The organism is Mycobacterium sp. 852002-50816_SCH5313054-b (genome assembly GCF_001667185.1).
Lineage (GTDB): Bacteria > Actinomycetota > Actinomycetes > Mycobacteriales > Mycobacteriaceae > Mycobacterium.
Genome location: NZ_LZIC01000096.1, coordinates 1 through 25,922, shown reverse-complemented (window position 1 = coordinate 25,922; position 25,922 = coordinate 1). Strand labels below are relative to the sequence as shown.

The window sequence follows — 25,922 nt, the reverse complement described above, 5'->3', positions numbered from 1 at the left end:
ACACCAAGCGGCGCAGGCGGATTCGAGGTCCGCCACGGCGCGATTTCACGAGGAGCACGATCACTTCACGTCCGGAGCCGGCGCGAGTGCTTCAACTACCTTCTTGCCGAGAATTCTTCCCAATGCCGTGTATGCGGCGAATTGACCCTCGTTGAACCACTGATTCGTTGTAGGGTCATGCGGGAATTCTTCGTTTGCAGCGGCGTACGTAAGGAGCCAGTCGGGACAACCCTGCCAGACAACGGCTTTCGCAAAGATCAGCTTGCCCGTTCGCTTGTCTGCTGGCAGTCCCGAGGCGTCGGGATAGAGGATTTTGCCGCGCGCCACGCAGCCGCGGCTGAGGCGCGGCTGCAGTGAGGCGAATGCCTTGTCGTCGTTCGGCAATTTTCCCGATCCCGGGGCAAGGCTCCCGACGCCGTAGTCGCCAGTTTCCTCGAGTGTGATCTTGACACCCAATTCGGCTTGCGCGAGCCGTATCGCGTCAGCGAGGCCGCTCAGCAGCGGCGGCGTGTCGCCCCCGCCGTCGATGCAGATGATTAGTCGACACCGCCGTCGAAGGGCCTCGACCAAACCCAAGTTCTCATAATGCCCACCGTCGGTCACCTGTACGAGACTTGCGTCGATCGAGTGGATCCCGAAAAGCTCGCGGTAGAAATAGGTGAACCCCCGCACGGTGGGCAACGAACCAAGCGGCCAGCTGCGCTGTGGTGTGCGAGGGGGAGTCCCTTTCAACTCGGCCATGACCGATGTGGGTGCGGGATCTCGCTCGACAGTCTTGTCGGACAGAATGGCCACATAGTTCGGATTCGGCAGCCAGGTTCCGAGCCTGGCACCCGAAAGAGCGAAAAGCGTTTGCAGTCCCTTATTTTGGCGACCCATCGTCGATGCAACCGCCGCTCCGCTTATGGCCATTGCGGCCTTCACCGTTAGGTCGCGTTTCAGGCGGGATGGACAGGCGGTCCACAATTCCTGCGTCTTGAGCCAACCCAGGTCCGGCCCACCGATGTACTGGTCACTCAACGTGTACGACACCGCATTGAGGCCCGGTGCCGGCTTTCCCTTTCCGGAGATGGCTGCGGCGGCGGCGAACACGAATTGCGGCCCGTCTTCGACGCCGCCGTATGCGTGCAACCAGGTGGCCTCGTCATCGGGGTACTCCTTGGCTTCGCATGTACCTCCGTTTCCCCACCAAAAGCGTTGCACCATGCGGCGCACAGCGAACGCTGATCCCAACCGATTGCGGTAAAACGGATGCAGACTCAGTGACGTGACATCGGTCGCCGACAGGATGATGATCGGCGCGATGACCACGACGAGCCACGCCCAAAGCCATGCCACGGGTCTGAGGTGGCCCGCGACGCCCTGGGTGAGGTAGCCGAACACGCCGGCGGCCACCGCGCCCAGCACGACCAGCCAGGCGACGGCGAGCACCGCCAACGTGAGCATTACGAGCAGCAGAGGTAGCACGCCGCGGGGCAGCTTGTCCCGCCACGAGCCGCCAGCGACCTGTTTTGGGATACGGCCGCGGTACTTCGACGCCATCGCGACGATTGCGGTGACGTATTGCAATCCCAAAATCGCGCCGATCGTTCCGCCGAGGTGCGATGAACCGCCGTTCAGCGACAGGTTGGACAAGAACCGCATCCACGCGGGGAGCAAGACGGTCACAACTAACACCGCAGCGGCGAAGACCCCGGCCACCTGCGCAGCCGTACGAAGGTGGCGACGCCTTCGCTCGCTCGTCGGCCCGACTTGCAACAACTCGATGGAAAGCGCCACACCGCTGGCCACGACGGCAACCGCGATCGGTACCGCGACGGCCCACCACGCCGCCGCATGATGCACCAGCGAAGGGAAATAGGCCGGGTTCCACTTGATTTGGAACTCACTGAGCTGCATTTTCGTGCCTGGCCAGTACCGCGGCACCGGCACGATCGCCGCGACGGGAAGGTACGCGAGGAGGTAACCTGCCAGGAACCCGATCGCCACCGGTAGCCAGAACACGATCAGCACCGATGCCATGAGGTTCTTGAATACTTCTAACAACGCTCGAACCATTGCCGGCACGGAATCCGCGATGAAGCTGGAATGGCGGCGGATGTGTTCGAACTCGACCGACCCCTCCTCAAATCGTTCGGACACGCGCAGTTTCCGGCTCGGGTCGACGCGGCTAGCCGGTGTGGCTATCGGCTTTTCGCCGGCGAGGTCGGTTTCATCGGCGGGAAATTCCTGGCAGCCGAGCAACCGCGCGCCCGCCGTGTATCCGCCACCGGAGACGGAGATGATGTAGTCGACGCAATCGACCAGTGCCGGGGATCGCGACTTGGTGGCCCATTCGGGGTCGTTGACGACGACGCTCGCCGGCGGCGTGGCGGAGAAGACCTGCAATGCCCCCATTGCGACGCAAGCCGATCGCACGCCTCCGCCCGACAAGCAAATAGCCTCAACGATGTCGCGTCGTTGGCGTACCGATTCTGCGCCCGGCACGTTGTACGCGTTGCGCCATCTCCACTGAGCCTCCGACACCGATTCGGGGGTGACTTCGGGAAGTTCAACATCCCGCCAACTGTCGTCCCACCAGCTCGCGCCCTGCCGATGCGGCGATCGTTGCAGCCTCGACCACGCCCGCAAGCCAAGCGCAACGAGTGCGGCCGGAACGGCCAACGCCGAGACAAAGAACGCGCAAACCTTCAGGGTCTCGGCGGCCCCCGTGGCCGTCGTCAAGAATCCGTTCAGGCCGCTGTACGGATCGCCGGCGACGCTGGTTCCGATTCGGAGACCGATGATTTCGATGACATTGGCGAGCGCCGCAACGATGATCGCCCAGCGCGCGATCTGCCCGAACCGTTCGCCAAACGGTGACACCGCCAGTCGGGAACACAGAAATGCGCACGCCCCCAGGGCGAGCACATATCCGAGCGTGATCGCGGCTTGAGGACCGCAAGCCGACCGAATGTCGTCTCGTAAACCAGCCGGCAATGACGATCCACGCGGACGGTCGCCGAGAATATAACGTTGCGAGTTGGGGAATTGCGCGAGGTCCCGAAAGTACCACCAAAGCGCGAGCCCCGACATCAGCAGGATGACCACGACGACGGTCTGGGCTAGGTTTAGCCGTTGCGGCCGAGGACGGCCGAACACGTCGGTAATAACGTTGCCCAACATATTGAGTCCTCAACGTTTCGACAGACATTCGACGCCCGTGGTGTCGATCATTACTACTAGCGGGCTTCAACGCAACCGTGGTAGGGAAAATCAGGCGCTAGCAGGGAGCCGTCAATCGCGATGCCAAACAGGTGCGTGGCCCATCGGGCACGCAGTTGTTATCACCCTCGCGAATTGGAATCGCATGATTGCACCCGGAGGCTCGGCCACAGCTGGTTTCAGACGCGTGCTGAGCGGCACCTACTCGCCGCCGGTGATGGTGCGCTCAGCGGGCAATATCTTTGCACGTAGAGGCGACCGCGCACTGGCGCGCACAGCCACAGACAGATACAGAAGTTCCAAGCTGCGCGAACCCGATTGGGGCGCGACCACTTTGCAGCGGTCCCGCATTCATGGAGTGCGTGAATGCTGCGCGGAAGCACTGGGGTCAGACCGGGTCTAGGCGACCCTTCCGATCAGGACGCGATGAACGCGAGCACATCCGGGTTGAGGACATCCGCGTGCGTCGTCAGCATGCCGTGCGGGTAGCCGGGGTAAGTCTTCAAGACGCCATTCTGGAGCAGGTCGACCGCGCGGGGCACCGCGCTGGCGAACGGAACGATCTGGTCGTCATCGCCGTGCATCACCAGGACGGGAACGGTGATCGTCTTCAGCTCTTCGGAGTAGTCCTGCAGCCAGGACACCACCGTCTCGTAGTGAGCCTGGGCGCTGCCGGACATGCCCTGCCGCCACCAGTTCGCGATGACCGCCTCGGACGGCTCCACCCCCGATCGGTTGAATCCGTAGAACGGACCCTCCGGCACCGCGCGGAAGAACTCCGATCGATTTCCCAAGACACCCGCGCGCACCGCGTCGAACCACTCCTGCGGTTGCCCGCCCGGATTGTCCTCGCTCCGCGCCATGCTCGGCGTTGGGGAGGACACGAGAACCGCCTTGGCGACCCGCTCCTGGTGGCGCGCCACATAGCAGGCCACCTCAGCTCCGCCCGTGGAGTGCCCGATATGGACGGCGTCGCGCAGGTCGAGCTGCTCGGTCAACGCGGCCAAGTCGGCCACCCAGTGCTTGATGTCATTGCCGTTCCCGGCCTGATCGGATCGACCATGCCCGCGCCGGTCGTGCGCGATGACCCGATAGCCGTGGCGCAGGAAGAACATCATCTGCGCGTCCCAGTCGTCGGCCGTCAGCGGCCAGCCATGACTGAAGACGATCGGTTGGCCAGAGCCCCAGTCCTTGTAGAAGATCTCGACACCGTCCGACGTGGTGATGGTAGGCATAGTCGTTCCTTCCGCAGTCGCTCCCCGTCATCCAGTGACAGTCAACCGCAAGCCACGAGTTTTTTCCTGCGAGTTCTCCAGCAAGTTGACAGATGCACTGACGAGCAGTTCGCTCTGTCGCCGTCAGCGCCGACGGGCGCACTGCCGCAACAGGTTCGGACGAGGGGCGGGTGCGCATATGGGATCTGCCGAGCCGCCGGCAACTGCGAACGCTACGCAGCCATAACGGGCCGGTCTACTCAGTTGTCGTCAACGGCAACGGGAACGGTTGCGTTGTGTGGCACGAGGGGCCATGGCGTTTGCGCTGCCTAATCGCTCGCCATCTCTAGGACCAGCTTGTGTCCGGGTGCGAGGCTGTCCAGTCTCCTGTGAGCGTCGTTGACGTCTGAGAACGGCAGCGTCGTCACGATCGGACCGCGGACACTGCCGCCGATGACGCGGTCCAGTTCGTCCTGGAGGATTCGTCGGTACTTGGCGGGCTGCAGCGCGACCAGCAGCGGCACCGAGCACAGGCGTTCCCGCGGAGACGCAAATGCGCGTGCCAGCGCGGTGGCGCCACCCAGCGCCGCATCCATGCGGCCGTGTCCGGGTCGTCCGCTCCATGCGGTGCGCACCACCGTGCCCCCCGGCGCGATCACAGCCCGAACCAGTGGGCTGCCGGTGTGGTCGATACCGGCGTCGATGCCGCCGGGCGCGAGTTTCTGCACCAGCGCCGGCCAGTTCGGATCGCGGTAGTCCACGACCTCAGCGCCGAGCGACTCCGCGCTAGCACGGGTGCGTTCCGACGCCGTACCGACAACGTGCAGCCCGTTCGCGATCGCGCGCTGGGTGGCAATCCTGCCAACTGAGCCCGAAATTCCTTGCACGAAAACGGTTCCCCCGCGCGGGGGAGCGGCGAGTTTCAGCGCCAGCGCGGCGGTAACGAGATCGAGCGCCAGCGCGGCGGCCCGCGCCGAGTCAAGCGCATCGGGCAGAGGTATCAGCCGGTCGGCGGGCACATCGAGATGGGTTGCGTAGCTGCCCATCCGCGCCAGACATCCGGCCACCCGCATACCGACACTGAATCCCCGGCGACCCGCGGCAGCGTTGACGGTTTCTAGCACACCGACAAAGTCGTAGCCGGGAACGAAGCCCGGTCGGGGCTGCAAGAGGTAGTCCCCGGAACGCGCCGCCGCGTCGGTCGACCCGACCGACGAGTGAGTCACCCGCACCCGCAGCTTTCCGCGCCGCGGCCTGCCCAGCGTGAATGTTTGGAAGCGAAGCACCTCAGGTCCGCCGAACCGGGTGACCCGCGCTCGGACCGCGTTCGGCTCTGTCACTGCGGGGCTCCCGCAGCAGCAGGAGAGGTCGCGATGATGGGTTGGTCCATGTTCGATTTCGCCTGCTATCGTCTTCCGTAAGCCTTACGAAAGCGTAAGCCATACGGGAGTTGGGGTCAAGACGATGCAGAAGCAAGCGCGTCGCCGGTGGGGCAGCATCAGCAGGGAGACGGTCGTCGACGGCGCCCTGGAACTCGTCGACAGCGAGGGCCTGGAGGCACTCAGCATGCCCCGACTGGCCCGACACCTGGGGACCGGTGTGATGACGCTCTACGGCCACGTCACCAACAAGGCCGACTTGGTTGATGCGATGGCCGAGCGGGTGTTAGCCGATTTGGAAACCGTCGAAGGCCGGCCTAACGAGTGGGATCGCGACCTGGCCGAGCACATGCGCCGTCTCCGACAGGTGGTCCTTCGCCACCCGTCCCTGGGGGCGGTGCTCGCCGCCCGCGGCCTCGCGACGCCCTCGGTCTTCCGCAATCTGGAAGCCGGCCTTGGGCTGCTGCGATCGGCGGGCTTCGGCCCCCGGACGGCGGTGCAGATCTACTACGCATTGCTGACATACACCCTGGGCTTCCTCGCCTGGGAGATTCCGCGGGTGCACCGCCAGCCCGCGGCCGCATATCACGAACAGTGGCAGAGCGCCCTCGCCGGCCTGGCGGCCACCGAGTACCCCGCCCTTCACGAACTGGCCGACGAACTGCCTGACACCGCCACCGAGACCCAATTCGAGGCCGGCCTACGCGCGCTCCTACGCGGTTTCAAAAACACATGAAGGCACGGTTCCGGTGGTGTGAGGGATGCAGTAATTAACCCGACATAATGTCGCTTATCGGTACAAAGGAATTGCAGCTGGCGGCCCGATCACGCATCCACACTGGACGATTGCCCCCTGCAAGCATGGCTCGCCCATATCGGCCCTCCGCCGTACGGCTCGACGGAGCCCCCAGACGCGGCCGGAAGCTCGAGCGCCCCGCGCGACGGCCGGTAGCGACGGGCCCGGTAGACCCGCCCGGCGCCGACCCCGCGGAACCCTTCCTCCTTCTCCCACCGCTTGATCGAAATACGTCACAGTGACGAATTAGGCTGGTGCGCACGGTCATTGCACTCATGCCGCCGCGGGCCGGAACCACGGTCCACGACCGCAACCAACGCTCATCCCAGCGCAACGCACGGCGACTTCGTCCTCTCATCGATCGGCATGCCGCCCCGGACGCGAAGCGATGCCGGGAGGCATCGGCCCCGCCGGGCACACTCGCCCACCGATGCCGGCGGAAGCGCACGGGTGCATTACGTCACGTGACGATTTGCCGCCCTCCACCCCCGGGGCGCGCTGACTAAAACAACTGGCGGTGTCGCATCTGAAAGGTACGGAAAAGTGCAGTGGGCTGGTGCGAAGCAATCGCACCAGCCCACTGTCAGGTTTGTGAGTTTCCTAGACGGCGGAGACTCCTATTGCCTGCGGCCCCTTGGCTCCTTGTCCAACCTCGAACTGAACACGCTGGTTCTCCTCCAGCGAGCGGTAGCCGCTGCCCTGGATCTCCGAGTAGTGGACGAAGAGGTCCTTCGCGCCGTCGTCAGGGGTGATGAAGCCGAAGCCCTTTTCACCGTTAAACCATTTCACAGTTCCCTGTGCCATTTACTTTCTTCTCTCATCTAAATGCGGGATGTACCTAAAACATCCACACGACTAAATTAGCACGAGCCGGTCCGTCATGAAAACCGTTGTGCAGCCGCGAAAATTAACGCGGCGCCCCGGCGGAGCGACGACCGCGTCTACGACCGGCGGTACCCGAGCGGCGGGGCTGCAACGGATGCGACGTGGCCACCTTCCTCGGTGCGGGAGCCCGGTGGGGCGCCAGTTCACCGACCACCGCATGCACGGCGGCCGAGTCGACGGTGACCTCTTGGGGAGTGACGCGGATTCCTGCGCGGCGCATCAGCGCGTGTGTGTCCTTGCGCTGCTCCGGCAGGACAACGGTCACGACGTCTCCCGCGTTCCCGGCCCGAGCTGTTCGCCCGGACCTGTGCAGGTAAGCCTTGTGCTCGGCGGGCGGATCGATGTGCACCACCAGTTCGATCCCGTCGACGTGCACGCCGCGCGCGGCGATGTCGGTGGCCACCAGCACCCGCGCCTCACCCGTGCTGAACGCGGCGAGGTTCCGGTCGCGTGCCGGTTGAGAAAGGTTGCCGTGCAGATCGACTGCCGGAACACCGGATTCGGTGAGCTGCTTGGCGAGTTTGCGCGCTTGATGCTTGGTGCGCATGAACAGGATTCGGCGCCCGCTACCGGAGGCGAGCCGGTGTACCAGCTCCTTCTTGGCCTGCGCGCCGGAGACGTGGAACACGTGGTGGGTCATCTCGGACACCGGCGAGTGGGAGCCGTCGACAGAGTGCAGCACCGAGTTTCGCAGGAATCGGTTGACGAGCTTGTCGACGCCGTTGTCGAGAGTGGCCGAAAACAGCAGCCGCTGACCGCCGCTCGGCGTTGCCGCCAGGATGCGAGTGACGCCGGGCAGGAAGCCGAGATCGGCCATGTGATCGGCTTCGTCGATCACCGTGATCTCGACCGAGTCCAAGCTGATCAACCGCTGCTTCATCAGGTCTTCGAGTCGGCCGGGGCACGCCACGACGATGTCGGCGCCGGACTTCAGCGCCGCCACCTGCCTGCCTTGCGGTACGCCACCGAAGATCGTTGTCACGCGGAGGTTGTTGGCGGCGGCCAACGGTTCCAGCGTCGCGGTGATCTGGCTGGCAAGCTCCCGCGTGGGAGCCAAAACCAGACCCGACGGTCGCGATGGGCGGCGCGGGTGTCCGGCCAGCCTGCTGACCATCGGGATCGAGAAGGCAAGCGTCTTGCCGCTGCCGGTCTTGCCACGCCCTAGGACGTCGCGGCCGGCGAGTGTGTCGGGAAGCGTTTCGGTTTGGATGGGAAATGGGTGGGTGATCCCCTGCGTGGTCAGCACTTCGATGAGTGCTTCGCGCACGCCGAGATCGGCAAATGTGTTGCCAGTAGTCACTTGATGTCTTTCAGCATCGGTTGTGCCGAGTCGGCGGCGAGATGCGCGCGATCTGTCAGCACAGGGTGGCGAGATTGCCGGTGGGCAAAATCGATCGCCGCGATACGAACTGCGCCAGATTCAGTGCGTCAGCCGCTGAATCTCAGGGCGGGCGCCGGAAGTATGAAGAAGCGTTTCACGACGTACTGGCCATCACTAGGACGGCCAGCGTTGTCCATAGCATAGCAGCACGGCGATCCCGTCCCCGCAAACGCGCCCTGGGACCGATGCCGATGCTGGTCAAATGCGCAGAATGATCCGTAGCGACGGAGATCGGAGACACATATATCAGTTTCTGCGGTTCCCTGATGCGGCCGGCCCGGAGGCAGAACTCGCGGTGCGGCGGAATGTCGGCCGGCCGTGGCATCTAGCCCGTCGCCACCACGGATTCGGAGTTCCACGGCGCCAGCCGTTCGGACGACGCCGCCGTTTCGGGAAGATCATCACTGACGTCCCAGGATGCGGCCAGCCGCCCAATGCCCAGTGCGACGGCGCAATGCACGCCGAGCTCCACCAGCTGGTCTTCGCTGAAATGCTCGCGCAGCTCGTCGTAAACCGCGTCATCGATGGCGAGATGGTTGGTGGCGAACAGCTCGGCGAAGCGCAGGGCGGATCGCTCGGCCGCCGAGAGGTGTTCGGCGTCGGCCGGCCGCTCCAGCGAGCAGACGGCGGCGTCGTCGAGGCCGTCGTCGATGGCGCTTTGGTAGCGCACCGCCATGCAGCTTCGGCACTGGTTGAAAAACGCGATGCGCAGCCGCACCAGCTCGAGTAGCCGGGGCGCCAGCGTTCCGTTGGCGCGCAGCGCCGCGGTCAACGAACCCAGCGCCTCGGTGACCGCGGGGAGACGGCCCATGATCGCGGCTACACCGAGGTTGATCCGATCCCCTTGACCGAGATCTTGTGTCGGCACCGCAGCGAACGCTTCGGAAGGCACGATTCGTGTCAATTCATCGTCTCCTCTACCCAGTTGGTTTCTGGATGAAAACCGTTCACTGGACACTACGACACTTGATTGCTCTGATAGAAGCACTCTTGCAGGCGGCAGAGTCAGAAGAGAGAGGACCACATTGATGCGTCCACGCACCGTAGGTGTTCTCCCGCTTGTGGTCGTACTCTCATTCGTCACACCGCCCGGCCAAAGCCTCGCGACGCCCGACAGTGGGGTGAATTCACAAACGCTCAACCAATCCTCGCAAGAGGGAAGAGATTTCATCATCCGCGAAAGCACCATCGCCGCGGGCGGTAGCACGGGCTGGCACTTCCACGACGGCACGTTGGTCGGCGCGATCAAGCAGGGGACGCTCACCCACTACGCCGCCGATTGCTCGATCGACGGCATCTACAACCCGGGCGACACGATCAACGAACCTGCGGGGCCCGAGCACGTGCACCTCGGCCGCAATCTCGGCGCGACGCCGGTAATCTTGGAGATCATCTACGTCCTCCCGTCGGGTAAGCCCCTGGCCGAGGATGCGGCAAACCCCGGCTGCCCGTTCTCCTGACGGGAAGACGCGACTTAGCGGCCGAACGGTGCTCCGTCGAAGCGCTCGCGGGTCGCGAATTCCGGAACCGACCGTCGCCGCAGCTTCGTCACCTGGCGCACCGGCTTGCCCAGTGGCACGACCGCGGCGATGGCGTACGAGTCGGGCACTCCGAGCAGCTCCTTGACGCGCGGCTCCTCGGCCACGGCCATCGTGGTCAACACCCCGCCGTAGCCCTCATTGCGCGCGGCCAGCAACACGTTCCACACGAACGGGTACACCGAGGCCCCGGGCACCACACCGACGCGGTCGAGGTCCTGATCGGTGGCGGCGACGACGGCGAGGTCCAGGCAGATCACCAGCACCACCGGCGCCTCGCGAATCGGGGCCGACATCTGCGCGGGCGGCTCGGTCGTGTCGATCGTCGACGGGTCGACGCCGCTCGGCCACAACGGATTCCACGGCGACTCGCCGTGTGCGAGCTGCGCGGTGTAGCGGCGGGCGGCGGGCAGTCCGAGGTCGGCCAGGGCCGACCGGGTGTGCGGGTCGCGGAGGACGATGACGCGCACGCCCTGCCGATTGCCGCCGGTCGGCGCGAAGCGGGCGTTGTCCAGGATGCGCGCGAGCACGTCATCGGGAAGCGGGTCATCGGCGAATTCGCGCACGGCGGCCGTGGACCGCATGACGTCGTGGAGCTCCATGAGCACCATCGTGCCGCAGGCGGTCAGGCGGCGTCGTGGAAGATCAGGCCGAGCGTGCAGCGCTCACCGGAGCGGACCACCGAAACCCCGTGACGCACGGGGGCGGCCGACCAACCCCGTGTCGAGCGGATCGGCCTTTCCCTGGTGGTGAAGACGTAGCCGTGCCCATGCGGCAGCGTGGTGGCGGTGCCGCGGGACTGTGCGCGCGGTCGCTGCTCGACGAGCAGGAACTCGCCGCCGGTGTGCGCCACGCCCGGCTCGTTGAGATTGATCACGACCTGCAGCGGAAAGACGAGTTCTCCGTAGAGGTCTCGATGCAGCGCATTCCAGTCACCCGGCCCGTACTTGAGTAACAAGGCCGTGGGTTTGGTTTGGCCGGCGCGATGGCATGCGTCCAGCCACTCGTCGAGCGTGTCGGGCCAGGGCGGCTCGCGGCGCAGCTTGGTCCACCAGTCGCGGGCGATCGGCAGGAGCCGGGGGTAGAGCGCCTGCTTCAGTTCCTCGATCGGCTGCGGGTAGGGCCGCTTGAAGTAGCGGTATTCGCCCTGCCCGTAGCGGTGGCGCGTCATGTCGACGGTGGCACGAAAGAGGCCATCGTCGGGATAGCGGGCAAGCATCGCCGCGCACTCGCCACGAGTCATCAGCTGCGGAAGCAGTGCGCCGCCAACGTCATTCATGTCGGCGGCGACCGCGTCCCAGTCCGCGGCGTCCACTCGCCGGTCCCATTTCGAGGGCATCAGAACAATCTGCCTGCCGCCGCGGGTATCGGTGCCTCCAGGTCGAGCAGGAATCGTTTGCGCTTCAGACCACCCGCGTAACCGGTCAGTGCGCCGTTTCTGCCGACCACGCGGTGACACGGCACGACGATGCTGAGCGGGTTGCGGCCCACCGCCTGGCCGACTTCGTAAGCCGTGGCGCCCTCGCCCAGTTGCGCGGCTAGCTCGCCATAGGTGGTGGTCTCGCCATATCCGATGTCGAGCAACAGTTCCCAGAGCCGGCGCTGACGCGGATTACCGGTCAGGGCGATCGGCAGATCGAACCGAGCGCGCTCCCCACTCAGGTATTCGCGCAGCTGCTCGACCGCCCGACCGAACAGGACGTCGGCGCGCGCCTCCACGTAGCGGCCCAGGGCATCAGCCGTCGGCGGACGCCAATGGTGCCGGAAATACACGCCCGTCAACGCATCGCCGTCGGCGGCCAGGGTCAGCTCGCCGAGTGGGCTGTCGGTCACCGTGTGTCGTGTCTGCATCGTCAAACCTCCTTTCACCGTAAACGATGGGCGGCCCGCAAACGTGAGCTCAGCAGGCCACCGCCGGCGCTAGGTTCGTTGCATCCGTTTTCTCACATTCGCCGATGCGCCGGCGTCTTCGGAATAGGAGTGACTGGATGTTAGGAGGAACCCGAATGCCTACCCCGGCCATTTGATGGATGTCGACCCGCACGTCAAGCCGCCGTTCGAGGCCGTGGTGGCCCGCCACGGTGCCACGGTGTTGCGGGTCGTTCGGGCGGTGGTCGGTCACGCCGACGCCGACGACGCCTGGTCGGACACGTTCCTGGCCGCCATGAAGGCCTACCCGCAGCTACCGGGCGACGCCAACGTCGAGGCGTGGCTGGTGACCATCGCGCACCGCAAGGCCATCGACATCGCCCGCGCGGCGTCGCGGCGGGCCGTCCCGGTCGCCGATCCCCCCGACTCCCCCGCCCGCGAGCGGGCCGACACGCACGATCTCGACCTCGACGCCGCGGTGGGTGCGCTGCCGCCCAAGCAGCGCCAGGCGGTGGCCTACCACTACCTGGCCGGGCTTCCCTATTCCGACATCGCCGCGATTCTCGGCGGCAGCGTTGCCGCCGCCCGGCGGGCCGCCGCCGACGGGATCGCCGCCCTCCGACGCACCTATCCCCGCCTCGACACCGCAAGGAACCACGAATGACCACACCCGATCTGACGAAGCACTACCCGGTCGACCGCGAGCAGCTTCGGCGCCTGCACGCCCGGCTGGAAAGGGACGCCCAGGCCGGCGACCTCCTCGACATCGCTTACCGCACAGTCGATTCCGTCGTCGGGCCGCTGCTGTTGGCGGCCACTCCCCGAGGACTGCTGCGGGTGGCGTTCGCTAACGAAGACCGCGACAGCGTCTTGCAGAACCTTTCGGAGCGCATCAGCCCGCGGGTGCTCGAGTCGCCCACCCGGCTGGATCCTGTTGCGCGGCAACTCGACGAATACCTCACCGGCCGCCGCCACGGCTTCGACGTCGCGCTGGACTGGTCACTGTCCCAAGGCTTTCGGCGCACGGTTCTCCAACACCTCAGCGTCGACGTCGGCTACGGCAGCACTGCCAGCTACGCCACCCTCGCCCGGCTGTCGGGCTCCCCCAAGGCCGTGCGCGCCGTCGGCACCGCATGCGCGACCAACCCCATTCCCATTTTCGTGCCGTGCCACCGGGTGATCCGTTCCGACGGAACGATGGGCGCCTACCGCGGCGGTACCGCCGCCAAGCGCGTCCTGCTGGACCTCGAGCGGACTGCCGAAAGTGGAACTAGCGACGCGTTTCTCAAATAGGGCCGTCGGTAGTTGCACCCTCGCGGGATACGGGCGCGGGCGACCAGTGCACCAGCTTCATCGTGGTCATCTCGTCGAGGAGCTCGGGACCGAAGCCGAACCCACTGCCGCTGGCGCGGCGCGGCTGGGACGCGCCCCCGGGGGCGCCGCCGAACACATTGTTGATCTTGACGGTGCCCACCGGCAGGCTGTGCCACGCCTCCTGCGCGTGCGCCATGTCGGCGGTCAGCACGGTCGCGGCGAGCCCGTAGCGGTCGTCGGCCGCCTCGGCCAGGGCGCCGGCGAAGTCGGGAACCATTCGCACCGCGGCGATCGGACCGAACGTTTCCTCGCTCATCACCAGCATGTCGGGCGTGCAGTCCGTCAGCACCGTGGGCGGGTAGAAGGCCCCCGGACCCGGTCCCGGTTCGCCGCCGGCCAAGACGTGGGCCCCACGCCGGACCGCGTCCTGGACGTGCGCGTGCACCTGATCGCGATGACGCTCGTCGACCAGCGGCCCGATCCGATCGGTCCACGATGCGGCCTCGTCGGCCAGCGCGCCGACGAACGCGTCAGCGATGGACTGGACGACATAGATTCGCTCCACCGACACGCCGACCTGACCCGCGTTGGCGAAGGCGCCCAGTGCGGCCTGGCCGGCCGCCCAGCCGGGGTCGACGTCGGCGTCGACGATCAACGCGTCGTTGCCGCCGTTCTCCAGCAGCGCCTTCGCGCCGCGTTCGGCGCAGGCGCGGGCGATCTCTCGGCCGGCCGCGCTGCTGCCCACGTGCGCGACCACGTCGACGCGCTCCGCCTCGGCCAGCCGGGCACCGACCGTTTCATCGCCGTCGACGATCTGCAGCACGCCGTCGGGCAGGCGCGCGGCCAACAGTTCGGCGAACCGCCGGCCCGTCTGCGGGCAGCGCTCGCTGGGCTTGTGCACCACGGTGTTTCCGGTCACCAGCGCCGCGCCGAGCAGCCCGGCGGCCACCGCCACGGGGTCGTTCCAGGGCGCGAGCACCGCCACCACGCCGCGTGGCTGGGGAACCATCAGATCGGTCGCCGACCACCCGCCCTGCAGGCTGCGCCCGCGGTGCAACGGCCCAAGCTGGGCGTACTGCATCAGGGTGCCGACACCGGCGTCCACGCCACCGAGGGCGTCGTCGCGCAGCTTCCCGGTCTCGCGCTCGTTCAGTTCGGCGAGTTCGCGGGCCGCGGCGCGGACATCGGCCGCCGCCGCGGCGATCGCGGCGGCACGTTCGGCGGAACGCGTGCGCGCCCAGCCGGGTGCGGCCTCCGCGGCTCGCCGGATCGCCTCGTCGCAGTCGGCCGGCTCGGTGATGGGCACCTGCGACACGGTGTCGCCGGTGCGAGGGTCCAGGACGCTGATGATCTTGGTCAGGGTCGAAGCCACGACCCCGTTTACCCCCTCGGCGCACGGGCCAATCAGTTAATGCCTGTGGACGTCGATGGCTTCAGGTAGGGTCGGCGAACCGAACCGAAGGGCACGCGATGGCAAACGCATACGCGGACAACGCCTTCACGTCACGGCACGCGTTGGACCCCGGTCTGCGTGCGGCGGCCCGATTCCTGCCCCGCGGCTACGCCCTGCACCGGGGCTACAAGATCCAGCGCCGGCTCATGAACCTGATGGGCAGCGCGGGCCGGATCCGCAACGTCCCGGTGGCCGCGGTCAACGAGCACGTGACCGTCCGCCTGCATCGGCCTGCCCGCCTTCCCGTGCGGGCGCCGGCGATGTTGTGGATCCACGGCGGCGGCACGATCATGGGTCACGCCGCCCAGGACGACAAATTCCTGCGAAAGCTGTCGCATCGGACCGGGGTCGCGGTGGCCGCGGTCGACCACCGGCTGGCACCCGAGCACCCCTACCCGATCCCGGTCGAGGATTGTTACGCGGCGCTGCGCTGGCTGGCGGACCAGCCGTGGGTCGACCCGGATCGCGTGGCGGTCGGCGGGGCCAGCGCCGGCGGTCACTTCGCGGCGGCCGTGGCGCAGCGGGCGCACGATCGCAAGGACATCAGCCTTGCGTTTCAGATGCTGGTGTACCCGATGCTCGACGATCGCACCGGCGCCAACCGCGGCGGTCACAAGCGGCTCATGTGGACCGACACCGACAACCAGCAGGCGTGGCGGTGGTACCTGAGCGGCGCGGATCCCGCTGAGGCCGCGCCGGCGCGCCGGGAAGATCTCTCGGGCCTGCCGCCGGCCTGGATCGGCGTCGGGACGCTGGACCTGTTCCATCAGGAGTGTCTGGACTACGGGCGGCGGCTGCGCGAAGCGGGGGTTCGCGTGCACGAGGAGGTCGTCCCGGGCGCGTTTCACGCGTTCGACCAGATCGCGGACAAGGCGCCGGTCTCGGTCCGATTCTTCGCCAGTCAATGCGATCACCTGCGCGACGCCCTCGCCCCACCCGCGGCAAGTTGACTGCAAAGTTTGCGGTTTGTGCAACTATTAGTGGCATGGGCAATCCCCTGGGTCTTCGCGAGCGGCGTCGTCGCCAGACCAGCGCCGACGTCCGCGACGCCGCGGTGCGCTTGGCGCTCGAACGCGGCTTCGACAAGGTGACCATCGAAGAGATCTGCGTCGAAGCCGGGATTTCGACGCGCACGTTCTTCAATTACTTCCCGAACAAAGAGTCCGCGATCGCCTATGGCCCGTCGGACCTACCCGGGGAGCTCGCCGCGGAATTCGTCGCGGCCGGGCCGGCGCCCTATTCGGTGGTCCTCGCGGAGCTGATCAGCCTCGCGGGACACCATCTGCGCGACATGCCGCCGCTGCGCGAACAGGCCGCGGGCATGCTCGAACTCTGCAAGACCAGCCCCGCGGTGTTGGCGGCGTTCCTCGCCGAGCTCGAAAGGTTTCAGAACCAGCTGACCGACATCGTCGCCCGTCGCCAAAAGATGCGCCCCGACGACGAGATACCCGCGTTGATCGCGGCGCTGGCGTTGACGGCGGTGCGTTCGGGCATCGAGCGCTGGGCCAGTGCCGACCCACAGGATTTCGACGACACGCCGATGCCCTACGTCGAGCGCGCCGCCGCCCTGGTCAACAGCATCTTCGCCCAGTGACGCCGGATAGTTAGCTAGATCACCTTCGTTTGCATTGTCTGCAAATTATGCAGGCGGTGTATTATGCTGTGGTGGCATCAGACGGGGGTTCGCGGTGCAGGGACAGACTTCCCGGGGCTCGAAAACCCAAACCGATCACGACGGCGGATGAACGCCGTTGTGGCGCAACCTAATAACGGTGATCACCGCGCAGGCGACGCACCAACGTTGATTTGACGACGAGAGGAATCCACGCAGGTGCAGCTATCCAAAGTCGTGCGCAACGCGTGGTTGCCGATGTTGATCGTGGCGGTGGTGGTGATCGGCGGGTTCACGGTGGCGCGGGTCAAGTCGTTCTTCACGGCCAACGACACCGGTGTCCTGACGAGCCCACGGCAGGAGGATTCCAAGCCGTTCAAACCCAAGGTCGTCAAATACGAGATCTTCGGCTCGGCCAGTCACGCCAATGTGAACTATCTGGATCTGTCCGCCGACCCGAAACGGATCGACGACGCGCCGCTGCCCTGGACCTTGGTCCTGTCCACGACCGCCCCGTCGGTCTTCCCGAACCTCTCGGCGCAAAGCGACGGTGACCGCCTCGGTTGTCGCATCACCATCGACGATGAGGTCAAGGACGAGAAGGTAACCGACGGCGTGCACGCCCTGACCTTTTGCTTGGTGAAATCCGCATGAGCGCAAGCGCTGAACACCCGACCGACACCCTCCCCATCACCAGACACGCCGTGCGCCCGGCGATCCCGCGAATCATCCGACGCTTCGCCGTGCCCATCATCCTGGGCTGGATCGGGATCATTGCGGTGCTCAACACGATCGTCCCGCAGCTGGACGAGGTCGGGAAGATGCGCTCGGTCTCGATGAGCCCCGACGACGCGCAATCGGTCATCGCGACAAAACACATGGGTGAGGTGTTCGGCGAATACAAGTCCAACAGCTCGGTCATGATCGTGCTGGAGGGCCAAAATCCGCTGGGCGCCGACGCCCATGCCTACTACGACCGGATGGTCAAAAAGCTCGACGCCGACACCAAACACGTCGAGCACGTCCAAGACATGTGGAGCGACCCACTCAGTGGGGCCGGCGTCCAGAGCAACGACGGCAAGGCCGCCTACGTCCAGGTCTACCTCGCCGGCAACCAGGGCGAGGCCCTGGCCAACGAGTCGGTCGAGGCCGTCCAAGACATCGTCAAAAACCTGCCCCCGCCCAGCGGGGTCAAGGCCTATGTCACCGGACCCGCCGCGGTGCAAGCGGATCAGCACATCGCCGGCGACCGCAGCCTGCAGGTGATCACCACCGTCACCTTCATCGTGATCATCGCGATGCTGCTGATGGTCTACCGGTCCATCGTCACGGTGCTGCTCACGTTGGTGATGGTCGTGCTCGAACTGGCCGCCGCCCGCGGCATGGTGGCCTTCCTCGGCTACCACAACATCATCGGGCTCTCCACCTTCGCCACGAACCTGTTGGTCACGCTGGCGATCGCGGCCGCCACCGACTACGCGATCTTCCTGATCGGGCGATATCAGGAAGCCCGCTCGGTCGGCGAATCGCGAGAAGACGCCTATTACACGATGTTTGGCGGCACCGCGCACGTGGTGGCGGGGTCGGGTTTGACCATCGCGGGCGCGACGTTCTGCCTGCACTTCACCAACCTGCCCTACTTCCAGACGCTGGGCATCCCGTTGGCCATCGGCATGGTCGTCGTGGTCACCGCGGCCTTGACGCTGGGCCCCGCGGTGATCTCGGTGGCGTCGCGCTTCCGCCAGACCCTCGAGCCCAGGCGGGCGCAGCGCATCCGCGGCTGGCGCAAGATCGGCGCCGTCGTCGTCCGGTGGCCCGGGCCCGTTCTGATCGTGACGATCGCGATCGCGCTCGTCGGCCTGCTCACCCTGCCCGGGTACCGGACCAACTACAACGACCGCAAATACCTGCCCGCCGATCTGCCGGCGAACGCCGGCTACGCGGCCGCCGACCGGCACTTCTCCATGGCGCGGATGAACCCCGAGCTACTGATGATCGAAAGTGACCACGACCTCCGCAATTCCGCCGACTTCCTGGTCATCGACAAGATCGCCAAGTCGATCTTCCGGGTGCCCGGAATCTCACGCGTGCAGGCGATCACCCGGCCGCAGGGCACGCCGATCGAGCACACCTCGATCCCGTTTCAGATCAGCATGCAGGGCGTCTCCCAGCAGATGAACCAGAAGTACCAAGCGGATCAGATGGCCGACATGCTGCACCAGGCCGACATGATGCAGACCACCATCGACAGCATGGTCAAGATGCAGAGCATCACCGCGCAGATGGCCGACAGCATGCACATCATGGTCAAAAAGATGCATGAGATGACCATCGACATCGCCGAATTGCGCGACCACATGGCCGATTTCGAGGACTTCTTCCGCCCGCTCCGAAGCTATTTCTACTGGGAAAAGCACTGCTATGACATCCCGGTCTGCTTTTCGCTTCGCTCGGTCTTCGACGCCCTGGACGGCATCGACACGATGACCGATGACATCCAGAGCCTGCTGCCCGTCATGGATCACCTCGACACCCTGATGCCTCAGATGGTGGCGCTGATGCCCTCCATGATCGAGAACATGAAGGCGATGAAAACGACGATGCTGACGATGTATTCGACCCAAAAGGGTCTGCAGGATCAGCAGAACGAGGCCCAGAAGAACTCCAACGCCATGGGCAAGGCGTTCGACGCCTCCAAGAACGACGACTCGTTCTACCTGCCCCCGGAGACCTTCAACAACGCCGAGTTCAAGAAGGGCATGAAGAACTTCCTGCCGCCCGACGGCCACGCGGTGCGCTTCATCATCAGCCACGACGGCGATCCCATGACGCCGGAGGGCATTTCGCACATCGATGGGATCAAGAAGGCCACGTACGAGGCGCTCAAGGGCACGCCGCTGGAAGGCTCCAAGATCTACCTCGGCGGGACCGCGGCCACCTTCAAGGACATGCAGGACGGCAGCAACTATGACCTGCTGATCGCCGGAATCGCCTCGCTGTGCCTGATTTTCATCATCATGCTGATCATCACGCGAAGCGTCGTGGCCTCAGCGGTGATCGTCGGCACGGTCCTGCTTTCGCTCGGGGCGTCCTTCGGGCTTTCGGTGCTCATCTGGCAACACCTGGTCGGCATCGAACTGCACTGGATGGTGCTGGCGATGTCGGTCATCATCCTGCTGGCCGTCGGCGCCGACTACAACCTGCTTTTGGTGTCCCGATTCAAGGAAGAGATCCACGCCGGCCTGAACACCGGCATCATCCGGGCTATGGGCGGAACCGGATCCGTGGTCACCTCGGCGGGGCTGGTGTTCGCCTTCACGATGATGACGATGGCGGTCAGTGAGCTCACGGTCATCGGCCAGGTCGGCACCACCATCGGCCTCGGCCTGCTCTTCGACACGCTGATCGTGCGGTCGCTGATGACGCCGTCGATCGCCGCGCTGCTGGGCAAGTGGTTCTGGTGGCCCCAACGGGTTCGCCAACGGCCGGTGCCGTCGCCGTGGCCCGCGCCGGCAAGGGAGCGCGAATCGTTCGCGGTGGCACCCTGAGCTGGTAACGACGCGCCGAGCCTGAGCGCAGCGCGTGCTAGACCCGAATTTTGTGGCGCTGGACGCAGTTTCGATGTGGGGTGGGGGCTAGGTGACCCACTCGGGCTGCTGGCCGGCGTCGACCGCGGAGAAGTCCTTGTGCGCAAGGCCGGCAGTGGTGCCGCCGTCCACGACGAACTCGGAGCCGGTCGAATAACTCGATTCGTCGCTGGCCAGGTACACCACGAGGTTGGAGACCTCCCTGGGCTCGGCGATGCGGCCCAGCGCGGTGTGGAAGATGTCCTCGGGGACCCACTCGGTCATCGGCGTCTTGATCAGCCCGGGATGGATCGAGTTGACGCGGATCCCACTCGGCCCCAGTTCCAGCGCGGCTGACTTCGTCAGGCCCCGGACCGCGAATTTGGTTGCCGTGTAACCGTGGCAGGCGATGGTGCCGGCCATGCCCTCGATCGAGGAGATGTTGATGATCGATCCCCGTCCCGATTCCTTCATGGGTTTCACCACGGCGCGGATTCCGAGAAACACGCCCGTCAGATTGATGTCCAGGATCCGGTGCCACTCGGACAGTTCGTAGTCCTCGATGGTGCCGATGTTCAGGATGCCGGCGTTGTTCACCAGCACGTCGATCCCGCCGAACTCGCCGATGGCGGTGGCCACCGCCGATTCCCTTGCTCGGGTCTCGTCACGTCCAGGTGCACGTAGCGGGCCGCGTCACCAACCTCGGCCGCGACGGCCTTGCCCTCGTCGTCGAGGATGTCGCCGAACACCACCTTGGCGCCCTCGGCCACCAGCGTCCGCACGTGCGACGCGCCCATCCCCCGCGCACCGCCGCTGATGAGCGCGACCTTTCCCCCCAAGCGTTCTGCCACCGGTCTTCTCCTGTCGTGCCCATGGGTTTGTTGCACCATACATATGCACGCAGATGTATGACCAGGGTTTAGTCGACTCGTGGTCGGGCCCTGTCGGGGGTTACTTCTTCTTGGGGGCGCTGGCCGGATGGTGTTGCGGGCAGTAGTCCGCGGTGGCCGCGGCGACGAACATCTGGGCCTGACCCGGCTGCAGTCGATGCGCCCCGGTGATTTGGTCCACCTCGTCCCTCTCGGTGTAACCCGCGTCGAGATCCTGGCACATCGCGTGCGCCGCCTTCACGGTAAAGGCCGGGGTGCCGAGGTTGACGCCGTGCGACTGCAGGAAGTTGGTGAAGTCCTGGTCCGTCTGGTCGGCGTGCGCGGCCCCTGCCGGCGCCAGCGCGACAGCCACCAGGGCGCCAAACGCGCACGCCGACATTTTCTTTTTCATTTCGCGGTGCTTCATTGTTGTCCCCCATCGCTTTCAACGCCTCACATCAACCGGGCTCGACACTCAAGTCGAAAGTTAAACGCCAGCATCGTGTCCGCTGTTGACGATTTCAGATGTAGATAGTATCCGATGTCAATCATTTTGGGCGTGAACTGCGCTTTGGTCAACCGCCACCCCTGGCCGGACGCCCCGAAAGGCCGAAATTTAACCCACCGTTTGCGTTTAATTCCCGTTCGGGAACGATGCGACCGCGTCGACTAGCGGGCGTCCACGACCTCGAAGATCGCCGCGGCGGAGGTGATCGCTTTGTCCGCGTTTCCCTCGTCGTGCAGCAGCATGCGCACGCCGACGCGCCCGCCCCCTGAACCGGCGATGTGCGCCGTGCCTTCCACCCGGAAGGGGCCCACTTTGCCGCGGGACATGAACATGACGTGCCAGCTGATCACCTGCACCTTCCTGGTCCCGGCAACGTCGGCTGCCAGATCGGTCGCTGCGGTCTCGAGGACGACGTGCTGGGGTCCGATGTGCAGCGCGGCGTCCGGCGAGGCGAGTTCGGCGCTCAGCGCCGGCAGCACCCAATGCCCGTCGTCGCGCTTGCTCGCACCGAAGGCCTCCCACAGCGGCGGCAGGTCGGGTGAGTCCTCGACCACCAGCTCGGTGCCCGAAACATCCATCTTGCCAAGGCCTTCCGGTGGGACACCGATGACCGCTCCCTGCCCCTCGTTGAAGGCGATCACGCGCTCGGGATTGTCGGCATCCACGATCGTGCACCGGCCGTAGCCCATGGTCCGGCCCTGGTGCACGATGCCGGACCCGACGATCTCGACTCGCTTGACGTCGTAGCCGGGGTCGACGATCTGTACCGACGCGATGACCGGATTGGGGACCGCCACCATGTCGGTCTGACATCCCTCCGGGGACGAGATGGCCAGCGGCGCGACCATCAGGCCGCCCGCCTCATTGCGCATGTCGCGACGGATGGTGACGGTGTCGTCGGATTCGCCCACGTTCATGGACGAGTGATTGCGGCCGATGTAGCGGTAGCTGAGCAGGCCGGTCCAGCGCCGGAACAACTCGTCCCGATAGGCATCGGTGTCGTTGGCGAGCTCGCGGATGTCCCGGAGTTGGTCGCTCACTGCTGGCCTCCCTCGGCGGCTTTGCCCCGGCGCACCTGGTTGAACGGCACACCGCGGTCGGCGGCGTACTCGCGGGGAAAGTTCAGGACCCGCTCGCCGATCACGTTGCGCGCCATCTCCGTCGTGCCGCCCCCGATGCTGGCGATCTGGCGGCCCAGGTAACGCGTGCCGACGTCGAGCAGCCCCGCATCGTCCTCAACCACGGCCGCCGGGCCGGCGATGGCGTGGGCGGTGTCGTTCTCGACGTCGTGAACCTCGGCCATGTCGAGCCTGATGATCGATCCCGCGGCCGGGGGCAGAGTTCCGGCGACCACGGCGTGGAAGACGTGCTCGCTGAGTTGCGCGTGTACCGCCCGGTGCACCAGGACGCGGCCGACCATCTCCCGGACGCGTTCGCTGTCGCCCTGCTTCGAGCGGTCGACCAGCGACATCAGGTCGATCGAAATGTCTTCGGCCTCAGCGATTCCCGGGCCGCTGGTGTACTCCGAGCCGTCGCCCATGGTGCGCCGCTCGTGGTAGAGCTGCCGCGACGCGACGTCCCACCCCTTGCCCGGTTCCCCGACGACGGCGTCTTCGCCCACGTCGACGTCGTCGAAGAATTCCTCGCAGAACTCGACCGAGCCGTTGACCTGACGGATCCGGTTGATCGTCACCCCGGGGTGGCGAAGGGGTACCAGAAACATGGTCAGGCCGTTGTGTTTGGGTGCGTCCCAGTCGGTTCGGGCCAGGCACAGGCCGTAGTCGGCGGCGAACGCCCACGTGCTCCACGTCTTGGCGCCGTTGATGATCCAGCGTCCGTCGCGGAGATCGGCGCGGGTGATCACACCCGCCAGATCGGATCCGCCGCTGGGCTCCGACAGCAGCTGGACCAGCACTTCGTCGCCGCGCAGCGCCGCTCGGATGTGGCTGCGCTTCTGCTCCTCGCTGCCCATGTCGAGGATCGTCGCGCAGCAAATGGCAAAGGACGGGATGTTGAGGAGCAGCGGCGTCTCGTAAGCCAGGGCCTCGGCGTCGAACGCCTTCTTGTACTCGTAGCCGAGTCCCAGCCCGCCGTACTCCCGCGGAAAACAGATGCCGGCGAATCCCCCGTCGTACAACTTCCGTTGCAGCTCGCGCGCGCGCCGCCAGGACGCCAGTTCGTCGCGCTCCAACGCCATCGCGTCTTCGGAGTCGAGCCTTGGCAGGTTCTCGGCCAACCAGGCCTTGGCTCGGCTGCGGAACTCCTGGACCGACTCGCCGCTCACCGAATTCGCCTGCGCGTCATCGCCGATGGCCTCCTCGAACTCGTGCTGGGCGACTGTACAGCACCGCTTGACGACTGTACAGGTCGCCTACGACGCGTTCAGCTGCACCGCGGCCCGGATGAGCGCCGTCAGGGCGGTCTCATCGATCTTGTCGCCCTCATGGAAATCGATGGCTCGCCGCGTGTTGCCGTCGAGGCTGGAGTTGAAAAGACCCGACGGATCGTCCAGCGAGGCGCCCTTGGCGAAGGTCATCTTGACCACGTTCTTGTAGGCCTCCCCGGTACAGATCATCCCGTCGTGATACCAGACCGGGACGCCGCGCCACTTCCACTCCTCGACCACATCGGGATCGGCCTGCTTGATCAATCTTCTGATGTGAGCGAGCGTTTCGCCGCGCCAGTCACCCAGCTCCTTGATTCGGGCGTCGATCAGCTTCGAAGGAGAGTCCGTCACGGTGCCGTTGCCTTCCTGCGTCAGGGGATGGTGAGCGCGATCTTGCCGACGTGCCGGCCGGCCCGCATCATCGCCAGTGCGTCGTCGAGGTTCTCCCAGTCAAAGACATGGCTGATGTAAGGCTTGATGCCCGCACTCGACATGAACTCGCACAACTCCCGGTGCGCTCGCACGCTGCCCACGGTGATCCCCACGATACGCAGATTGTTGAGCATCACCTCCGCGACCGAGACGGGCGCCGTGTCGAATCCGGTCAACACGCCGATCACGGCGATCGTGCCGCCCACCCTCGCCGAATGCACCGACTGCGCCAGGGTGGCGGGCCCGCCGAGGTCGACGATCAGGTCGGCGCCTCTTCCGTCGGTCAGCCGCTTGACCTCGGTCTCCCAGTTCGGTGTCGCGCGGTAATTGACGAGATGCGTTGCGCCCAGGTCCGATCCGATCTTCAGCTTCTCGTCGGACGACGACGTCAGGATCACAGTGGCGCCCAACTGCTTGGCGAGCTGGACCGTGAACAGCGATACCCCACCGGTTCCCTGGGTGACCACGACGTCGCCGCCGCCGATGTGGGCTTCCCTCAGGGCACTGAAGGCCGTCACGCCGGCGCAGGGCACCGTGGCGGCTTCGATGTCGCTGAGGTGCGCGGGCGTGGGCACCAGTCCAGAGGCGTCGGCGACCCGGTACTGCTGCAGCCACCCGTCTTCGGTGTCGCCGGGCAGCTCGCGTTTGGACTCCGGTGTCGGCGGCCCATCGAGCCACCCGGGGTGAAACGTCCCCATCACCCGGTCCCCCACCTGCGGCCAGTCGACCCCGGGTCCGACCGCCACCACTTCCCCGGCGCCGTCGCTCATCGGCACGCGTGGCCACGGTCCGGGCAGCAGCCCCATCAGGTTGACGTTGTCGTGAAAGTTGAGGCTCGAGGCCCGCACCCTGATGAGCGCCTGCCCGGGACCGGGTTTCCCGACCGGCCTGTCGACGGTCTCGAGGGGCGCGCCGGGGGCGTTCATCACCATCGCTGCCTGGCGATCCGGAATTTTCATGCGGGACCCACCTCCTTTTGTCCGCGCGGCTCGGCCGAGGCCCCAATTTAGCGGCCCCGCTCGGTGGCAAGTAATCTGCCGTCGGCGCGCATCGCTGTGCGATTTACCGCCCGATGCTATGGCGATCAAGGAATCGGAATGACCGGCACGCACCCGTTTGACGACGCGGTCCAACTCGACGTGATCGACGCCGGGGTCCGGCAGGGCAGGACGCATCCGGAATGGGCCAACATGGTCGGCCCTTTCGGGGGAATCACCACGGCCATCATCGTGCGGGCCATCGAGACGCATCCCGACCGCATCGGTGAGCCGCTGGCCTTGACGGTCAACTTCGCCGCACCCGTCGCCGACGGCGCCTTCGACCTCTCACTGCGCGTCGTGCGCTCCAACCGCACCAATCAGCACTGGTATGTGGAGCTCAGCCAGCAGGGCGAAGCCAAGGCAACTGCGACGGCGGTGTTCGCGACCGTCCGCGACAGCTGGGCCGACACGGAAGCCCGCCCGCGGCGCAGGAAGACCCGTGGATAGAACACGTCGCTCAGGGCGGCCAGCGCCGG

At 65.9% G+C, this 25,922-nt stretch carries 23 protein-coding genes and 4 pseudogenes; 11 read left to right on the top strand and 16 right to left on the bottom strand.

Going from position 1 to position 25,922, the window contains the following annotated elements:
* Positions 1-60 precede the first annotated feature (60 nt).
* Positions 61-3,165 (bottom strand): hypothetical protein, encoded by a 3,105-nt coding sequence (locus A5787_RS18815; RefSeq protein WP_156764018.1) that lies wholly within the window; start codon positions 3,163-3,165, stop codon positions 61-63.
* Positions 3,166-3,310: 145 nt separating this feature from the next.
* Here A5787_RS18815 and A5787_RS28280 point away from each other — a divergent pair.
* Positions 3,311-3,456: pseudogene (locus A5787_RS28280) on the top strand (cellulose binding domain-containing protein); the annotation flags it as partial.
* 164 nt (positions 3,457-3,620) lie between these two features.
* On the opposite strand, the gene A5787_RS18810 reads toward A5787_RS28280, so the two are convergent.
* Positions 3,621-4,439 (bottom strand): alpha/beta fold hydrolase, encoded by an 819-nt coding sequence (locus tag A5787_RS18810; protein WP_066969697.1) that lies wholly within the window; start codon positions 4,437-4,439, stop codon positions 3,621-3,623.
* A 116-nt stretch (positions 4,440-4,555) separates the two neighbouring features.
* Here A5787_RS18810 and A5787_RS28800 point away from each other — a divergent pair.
* Positions 4,556-4,768 (top strand): annotated as a pseudogene (locus A5787_RS28800) (WD40 repeat domain-containing protein); the annotation flags it as partial.
* Here the strand turns inward: A5787_RS28800 and A5787_RS18805 are convergent.
* Positions 4,748-5,758: a zinc-binding dehydrogenase gene (locus A5787_RS18805; RefSeq protein ID WP_082977312.1), complete on the bottom strand. Its 1,011-nt coding sequence runs from the start codon at positions 5,756-5,758 to the stop codon at positions 4,748-4,750. The pseudogene A5787_RS28800 and the gene A5787_RS18805 sit on opposite strands and share 21 nt — an antisense overlap.
* Positions 5,759-5,882: 124 nt before the next feature.
* Between A5787_RS18805 and A5787_RS18800 the strand changes: the two genes are divergently transcribed.
* Entirely contained in the window at positions 5,883-6,533 is a 651-nt protein-coding gene (locus A5787_RS18800; protein WP_066969695.1) for a TetR/AcrR family transcriptional regulator C-terminal domain-containing protein, read from the top strand.
* Positions 6,534-7,193: 660 nt separating this feature from the next.
* Here A5787_RS18800 and A5787_RS18795 read toward each other — a convergent pair.
* From A5787_RS18795 to A5787_RS18785, 3 genes are all read right to left on the bottom strand, one after another.
* Complete coding sequence (locus A5787_RS18795) at positions 7,194-7,397, bottom strand: cold-shock protein (protein ID WP_066969694.1); 204 nt, start codon at positions 7,395-7,397, stop codon at positions 7,194-7,196.
* A 103-nt stretch (positions 7,398-7,500) separates the two neighbouring features.
* Positions 7,501-8,778: a DEAD/DEAH box helicase gene (locus tag A5787_RS18790; protein WP_066969692.1), complete on the bottom strand. Its 1,278-nt coding sequence runs from the start codon at positions 8,776-8,778 to the stop codon at positions 7,501-7,503.
* Between the two features lie 406 nt (positions 8,779-9,184).
* A complete protein-coding gene (locus A5787_RS18785) occupies positions 9,185-9,727 on the bottom strand; it encodes a carboxymuconolactone decarboxylase family protein (RefSeq protein ID WP_231994055.1) in 543 nt (180 codons plus the stop codon).
* Between the two features lie 193 nt (positions 9,728-9,920).
* Here A5787_RS18785 and A5787_RS18780 point away from each other — a divergent pair, with 193 nt between their 5' ends.
* Positions 9,921-10,319: a cupin gene (locus A5787_RS18780; protein WP_231994054.1), complete on the top strand. Its 399-nt coding sequence runs from the start codon at positions 9,921-9,923 to the stop codon at positions 10,317-10,319.
* Between the two features lie 14 nt (positions 10,320-10,333).
* Here the strand turns inward: A5787_RS18780 and A5787_RS18775 are convergent, their stop codons facing one another.
* The 3 genes from A5787_RS18775 to A5787_RS18765 are packed head-to-tail and all read right to left on the bottom strand — an operon-like array spanning position 10,334 to position 12,248.
* Positions 10,334-10,999 (bottom strand): nitroreductase family protein, encoded by a 666-nt coding sequence (locus A5787_RS18775; RefSeq protein WP_066969743.1) that lies wholly within the window; start codon positions 10,997-10,999, stop codon positions 10,334-10,336.
* Between the two features lie 23 nt (positions 11,000-11,022).
* The gene (locus A5787_RS18770) at positions 11,023-11,736 is read right to left on the bottom strand and encodes a 2OG-Fe(II) oxygenase (RefSeq protein ID WP_066969687.1); all 714 of its coding nucleotides are present in this window, start codon (positions 11,734-11,736) and stop codon (positions 11,023-11,025) included.
* Positions 11,736-12,248 carry a methylated-DNA--[protein]-cysteine S-methyltransferase gene (locus A5787_RS18765; RefSeq protein ID WP_066969685.1) on the bottom strand — a complete coding sequence of 171 codons (513 nt, stop codon included), beginning with the start codon at positions 12,246-12,248 and terminating at the stop codon, positions 11,736-11,738. The genes A5787_RS18770 and A5787_RS18765 overlap by 1 nt, the downstream gene beginning before the upstream one ends.
* Before the next feature lie 175 nt (positions 12,249-12,423).
* Here A5787_RS18765 and A5787_RS18760 point away from each other — a divergent pair, with 175 nt between their 5' ends.
* Positions 12,424-12,930 carry an RNA polymerase sigma factor gene (locus A5787_RS18760; protein ID WP_066969683.1) on the top strand — a complete coding sequence of 169 codons (507 nt, stop codon included), beginning with the start codon at positions 12,424-12,426 and terminating at the stop codon, positions 12,928-12,930.
* Positions 12,927-13,559 carry a methylated-DNA--[protein]-cysteine S-methyltransferase gene (locus A5787_RS18755; protein ID WP_066969681.1) on the top strand — a complete coding sequence of 211 codons (633 nt, stop codon included), beginning with the start codon at positions 12,927-12,929 and terminating at the stop codon, positions 13,557-13,559. The genes A5787_RS18760 and A5787_RS18755 overlap by 4 nt, the downstream gene beginning before the upstream one ends.
* On the opposite strand, the gene A5787_RS18750 is transcribed toward A5787_RS18755, so the two are convergent.
* Complete coding sequence (locus A5787_RS18750) at positions 13,552-14,928, bottom strand: aldehyde dehydrogenase (protein ID WP_066969741.1); 1,377 nt, start codon at positions 14,926-14,928, stop codon at positions 13,552-13,554. The two genes, A5787_RS18755 and A5787_RS18750, sit on opposite strands and share 8 nt — an antisense overlap.
* A gap of 122 nt (positions 14,929-15,050) precedes the next feature.
* Here A5787_RS18750 and A5787_RS18745 point away from each other — a divergent pair, with 122 nt between their 5' ends.
* The 4 genes from A5787_RS18745 (at position 15,051) to A5787_RS18730 (ending at position 20,193) form a co-directional block, all read left to right on the top strand.
* Positions 15,051-15,983, top strand: a complete 933-nt coding sequence (locus tag A5787_RS18745) for an alpha/beta hydrolase (protein WP_066969679.1) — start codon at positions 15,051-15,053, stop codon at positions 15,981-15,983.
* A 35-nt stretch (positions 15,984-16,018) separates the two neighbouring features.
* Positions 16,019-16,627, top strand: a complete 609-nt coding sequence (locus A5787_RS18740) for a TetR family transcriptional regulator (protein ID WP_066969678.1) — start codon at positions 16,019-16,021, stop codon at positions 16,625-16,627.
* A gap of 237 nt (positions 16,628-16,864) precedes the next feature.
* A complete protein-coding gene (locus A5787_RS18735) occupies positions 16,865-17,299 on the top strand; it encodes an MmpS family transport accessory protein (RefSeq protein WP_197507257.1) in 435 nt (144 codons plus the stop codon).
* On the top strand, positions 17,296-20,193 hold the full coding sequence (locus A5787_RS18730) for an RND family transporter (protein ID WP_066969675.1): 2,898 nt from the start codon (positions 17,296-17,298) through the stop codon (positions 20,191-20,193). Before A5787_RS18735 ends, A5787_RS18730 begins: the two co-directional genes overlap by 4 nt.
* 87 nt (positions 20,194-20,280) lie before the next feature.
* Here A5787_RS18730 and A5787_RS18725 read toward each other — a convergent pair.
* From A5787_RS18725 to A5787_RS18700, 6 genes and pseudogenes are all read right to left on the bottom strand, one after another.
* A pseudogene (locus tag A5787_RS18725) lies at positions 20,281-21,062 on the bottom strand (SDR family oxidoreductase).
* Between the two features lie 100 nt (positions 21,063-21,162).
* A complete protein-coding gene (locus tag A5787_RS18720) occupies positions 21,163-21,492 on the bottom strand; it encodes a DUF732 domain-containing protein (protein ID WP_197507255.1) in 330 nt (109 codons plus the stop codon).
* 257 nt (positions 21,493-21,749) lie between these two features.
* On the bottom strand, positions 21,750-22,628 hold the full coding sequence (locus tag A5787_RS18715) for a hypothetical protein (RefSeq protein WP_066969671.1): 879 nt from the start codon (positions 22,626-22,628) through the stop codon (positions 21,750-21,752).
* Complete coding sequence (locus A5787_RS18710) at positions 22,625-23,872, bottom strand: acyl-CoA dehydrogenase family protein (protein ID WP_066969670.1); 1,248 nt, start codon at positions 23,870-23,872, stop codon at positions 22,625-22,627. Before A5787_RS18710 ends, A5787_RS18715 begins: the two co-directional genes overlap by 4 nt.
* A gap of 87 nt (positions 23,873-23,959) precedes the next feature.
* A complete protein-coding gene (locus tag A5787_RS18705; RefSeq protein ID WP_066969668.1) occupies positions 23,960-24,349 on the bottom strand; it encodes a DUF1801 domain-containing protein in 390 nt (129 codons plus the stop codon).
* Entirely contained in the window at positions 24,346-25,365 is a 1,020-nt protein-coding gene (locus A5787_RS18700; RefSeq protein WP_066969666.1) for an NAD(P)-dependent alcohol dehydrogenase, read from the bottom strand. The genes A5787_RS18705 and A5787_RS18700 overlap by 4 nt, the downstream gene beginning before the upstream one ends.
* Before the next feature lie 138 nt (positions 25,366-25,503).
* On the opposite strand from A5787_RS18700, the pseudogene A5787_RS18695 reads away from it, so the two are divergent.
* A pseudogene (locus A5787_RS18695) lies at positions 25,504-25,869 on the top strand (acyl-CoA thioesterase); the annotation flags it as partial.
* Between the last annotated feature and the right edge of the window lie 53 nt (positions 25,870-25,922).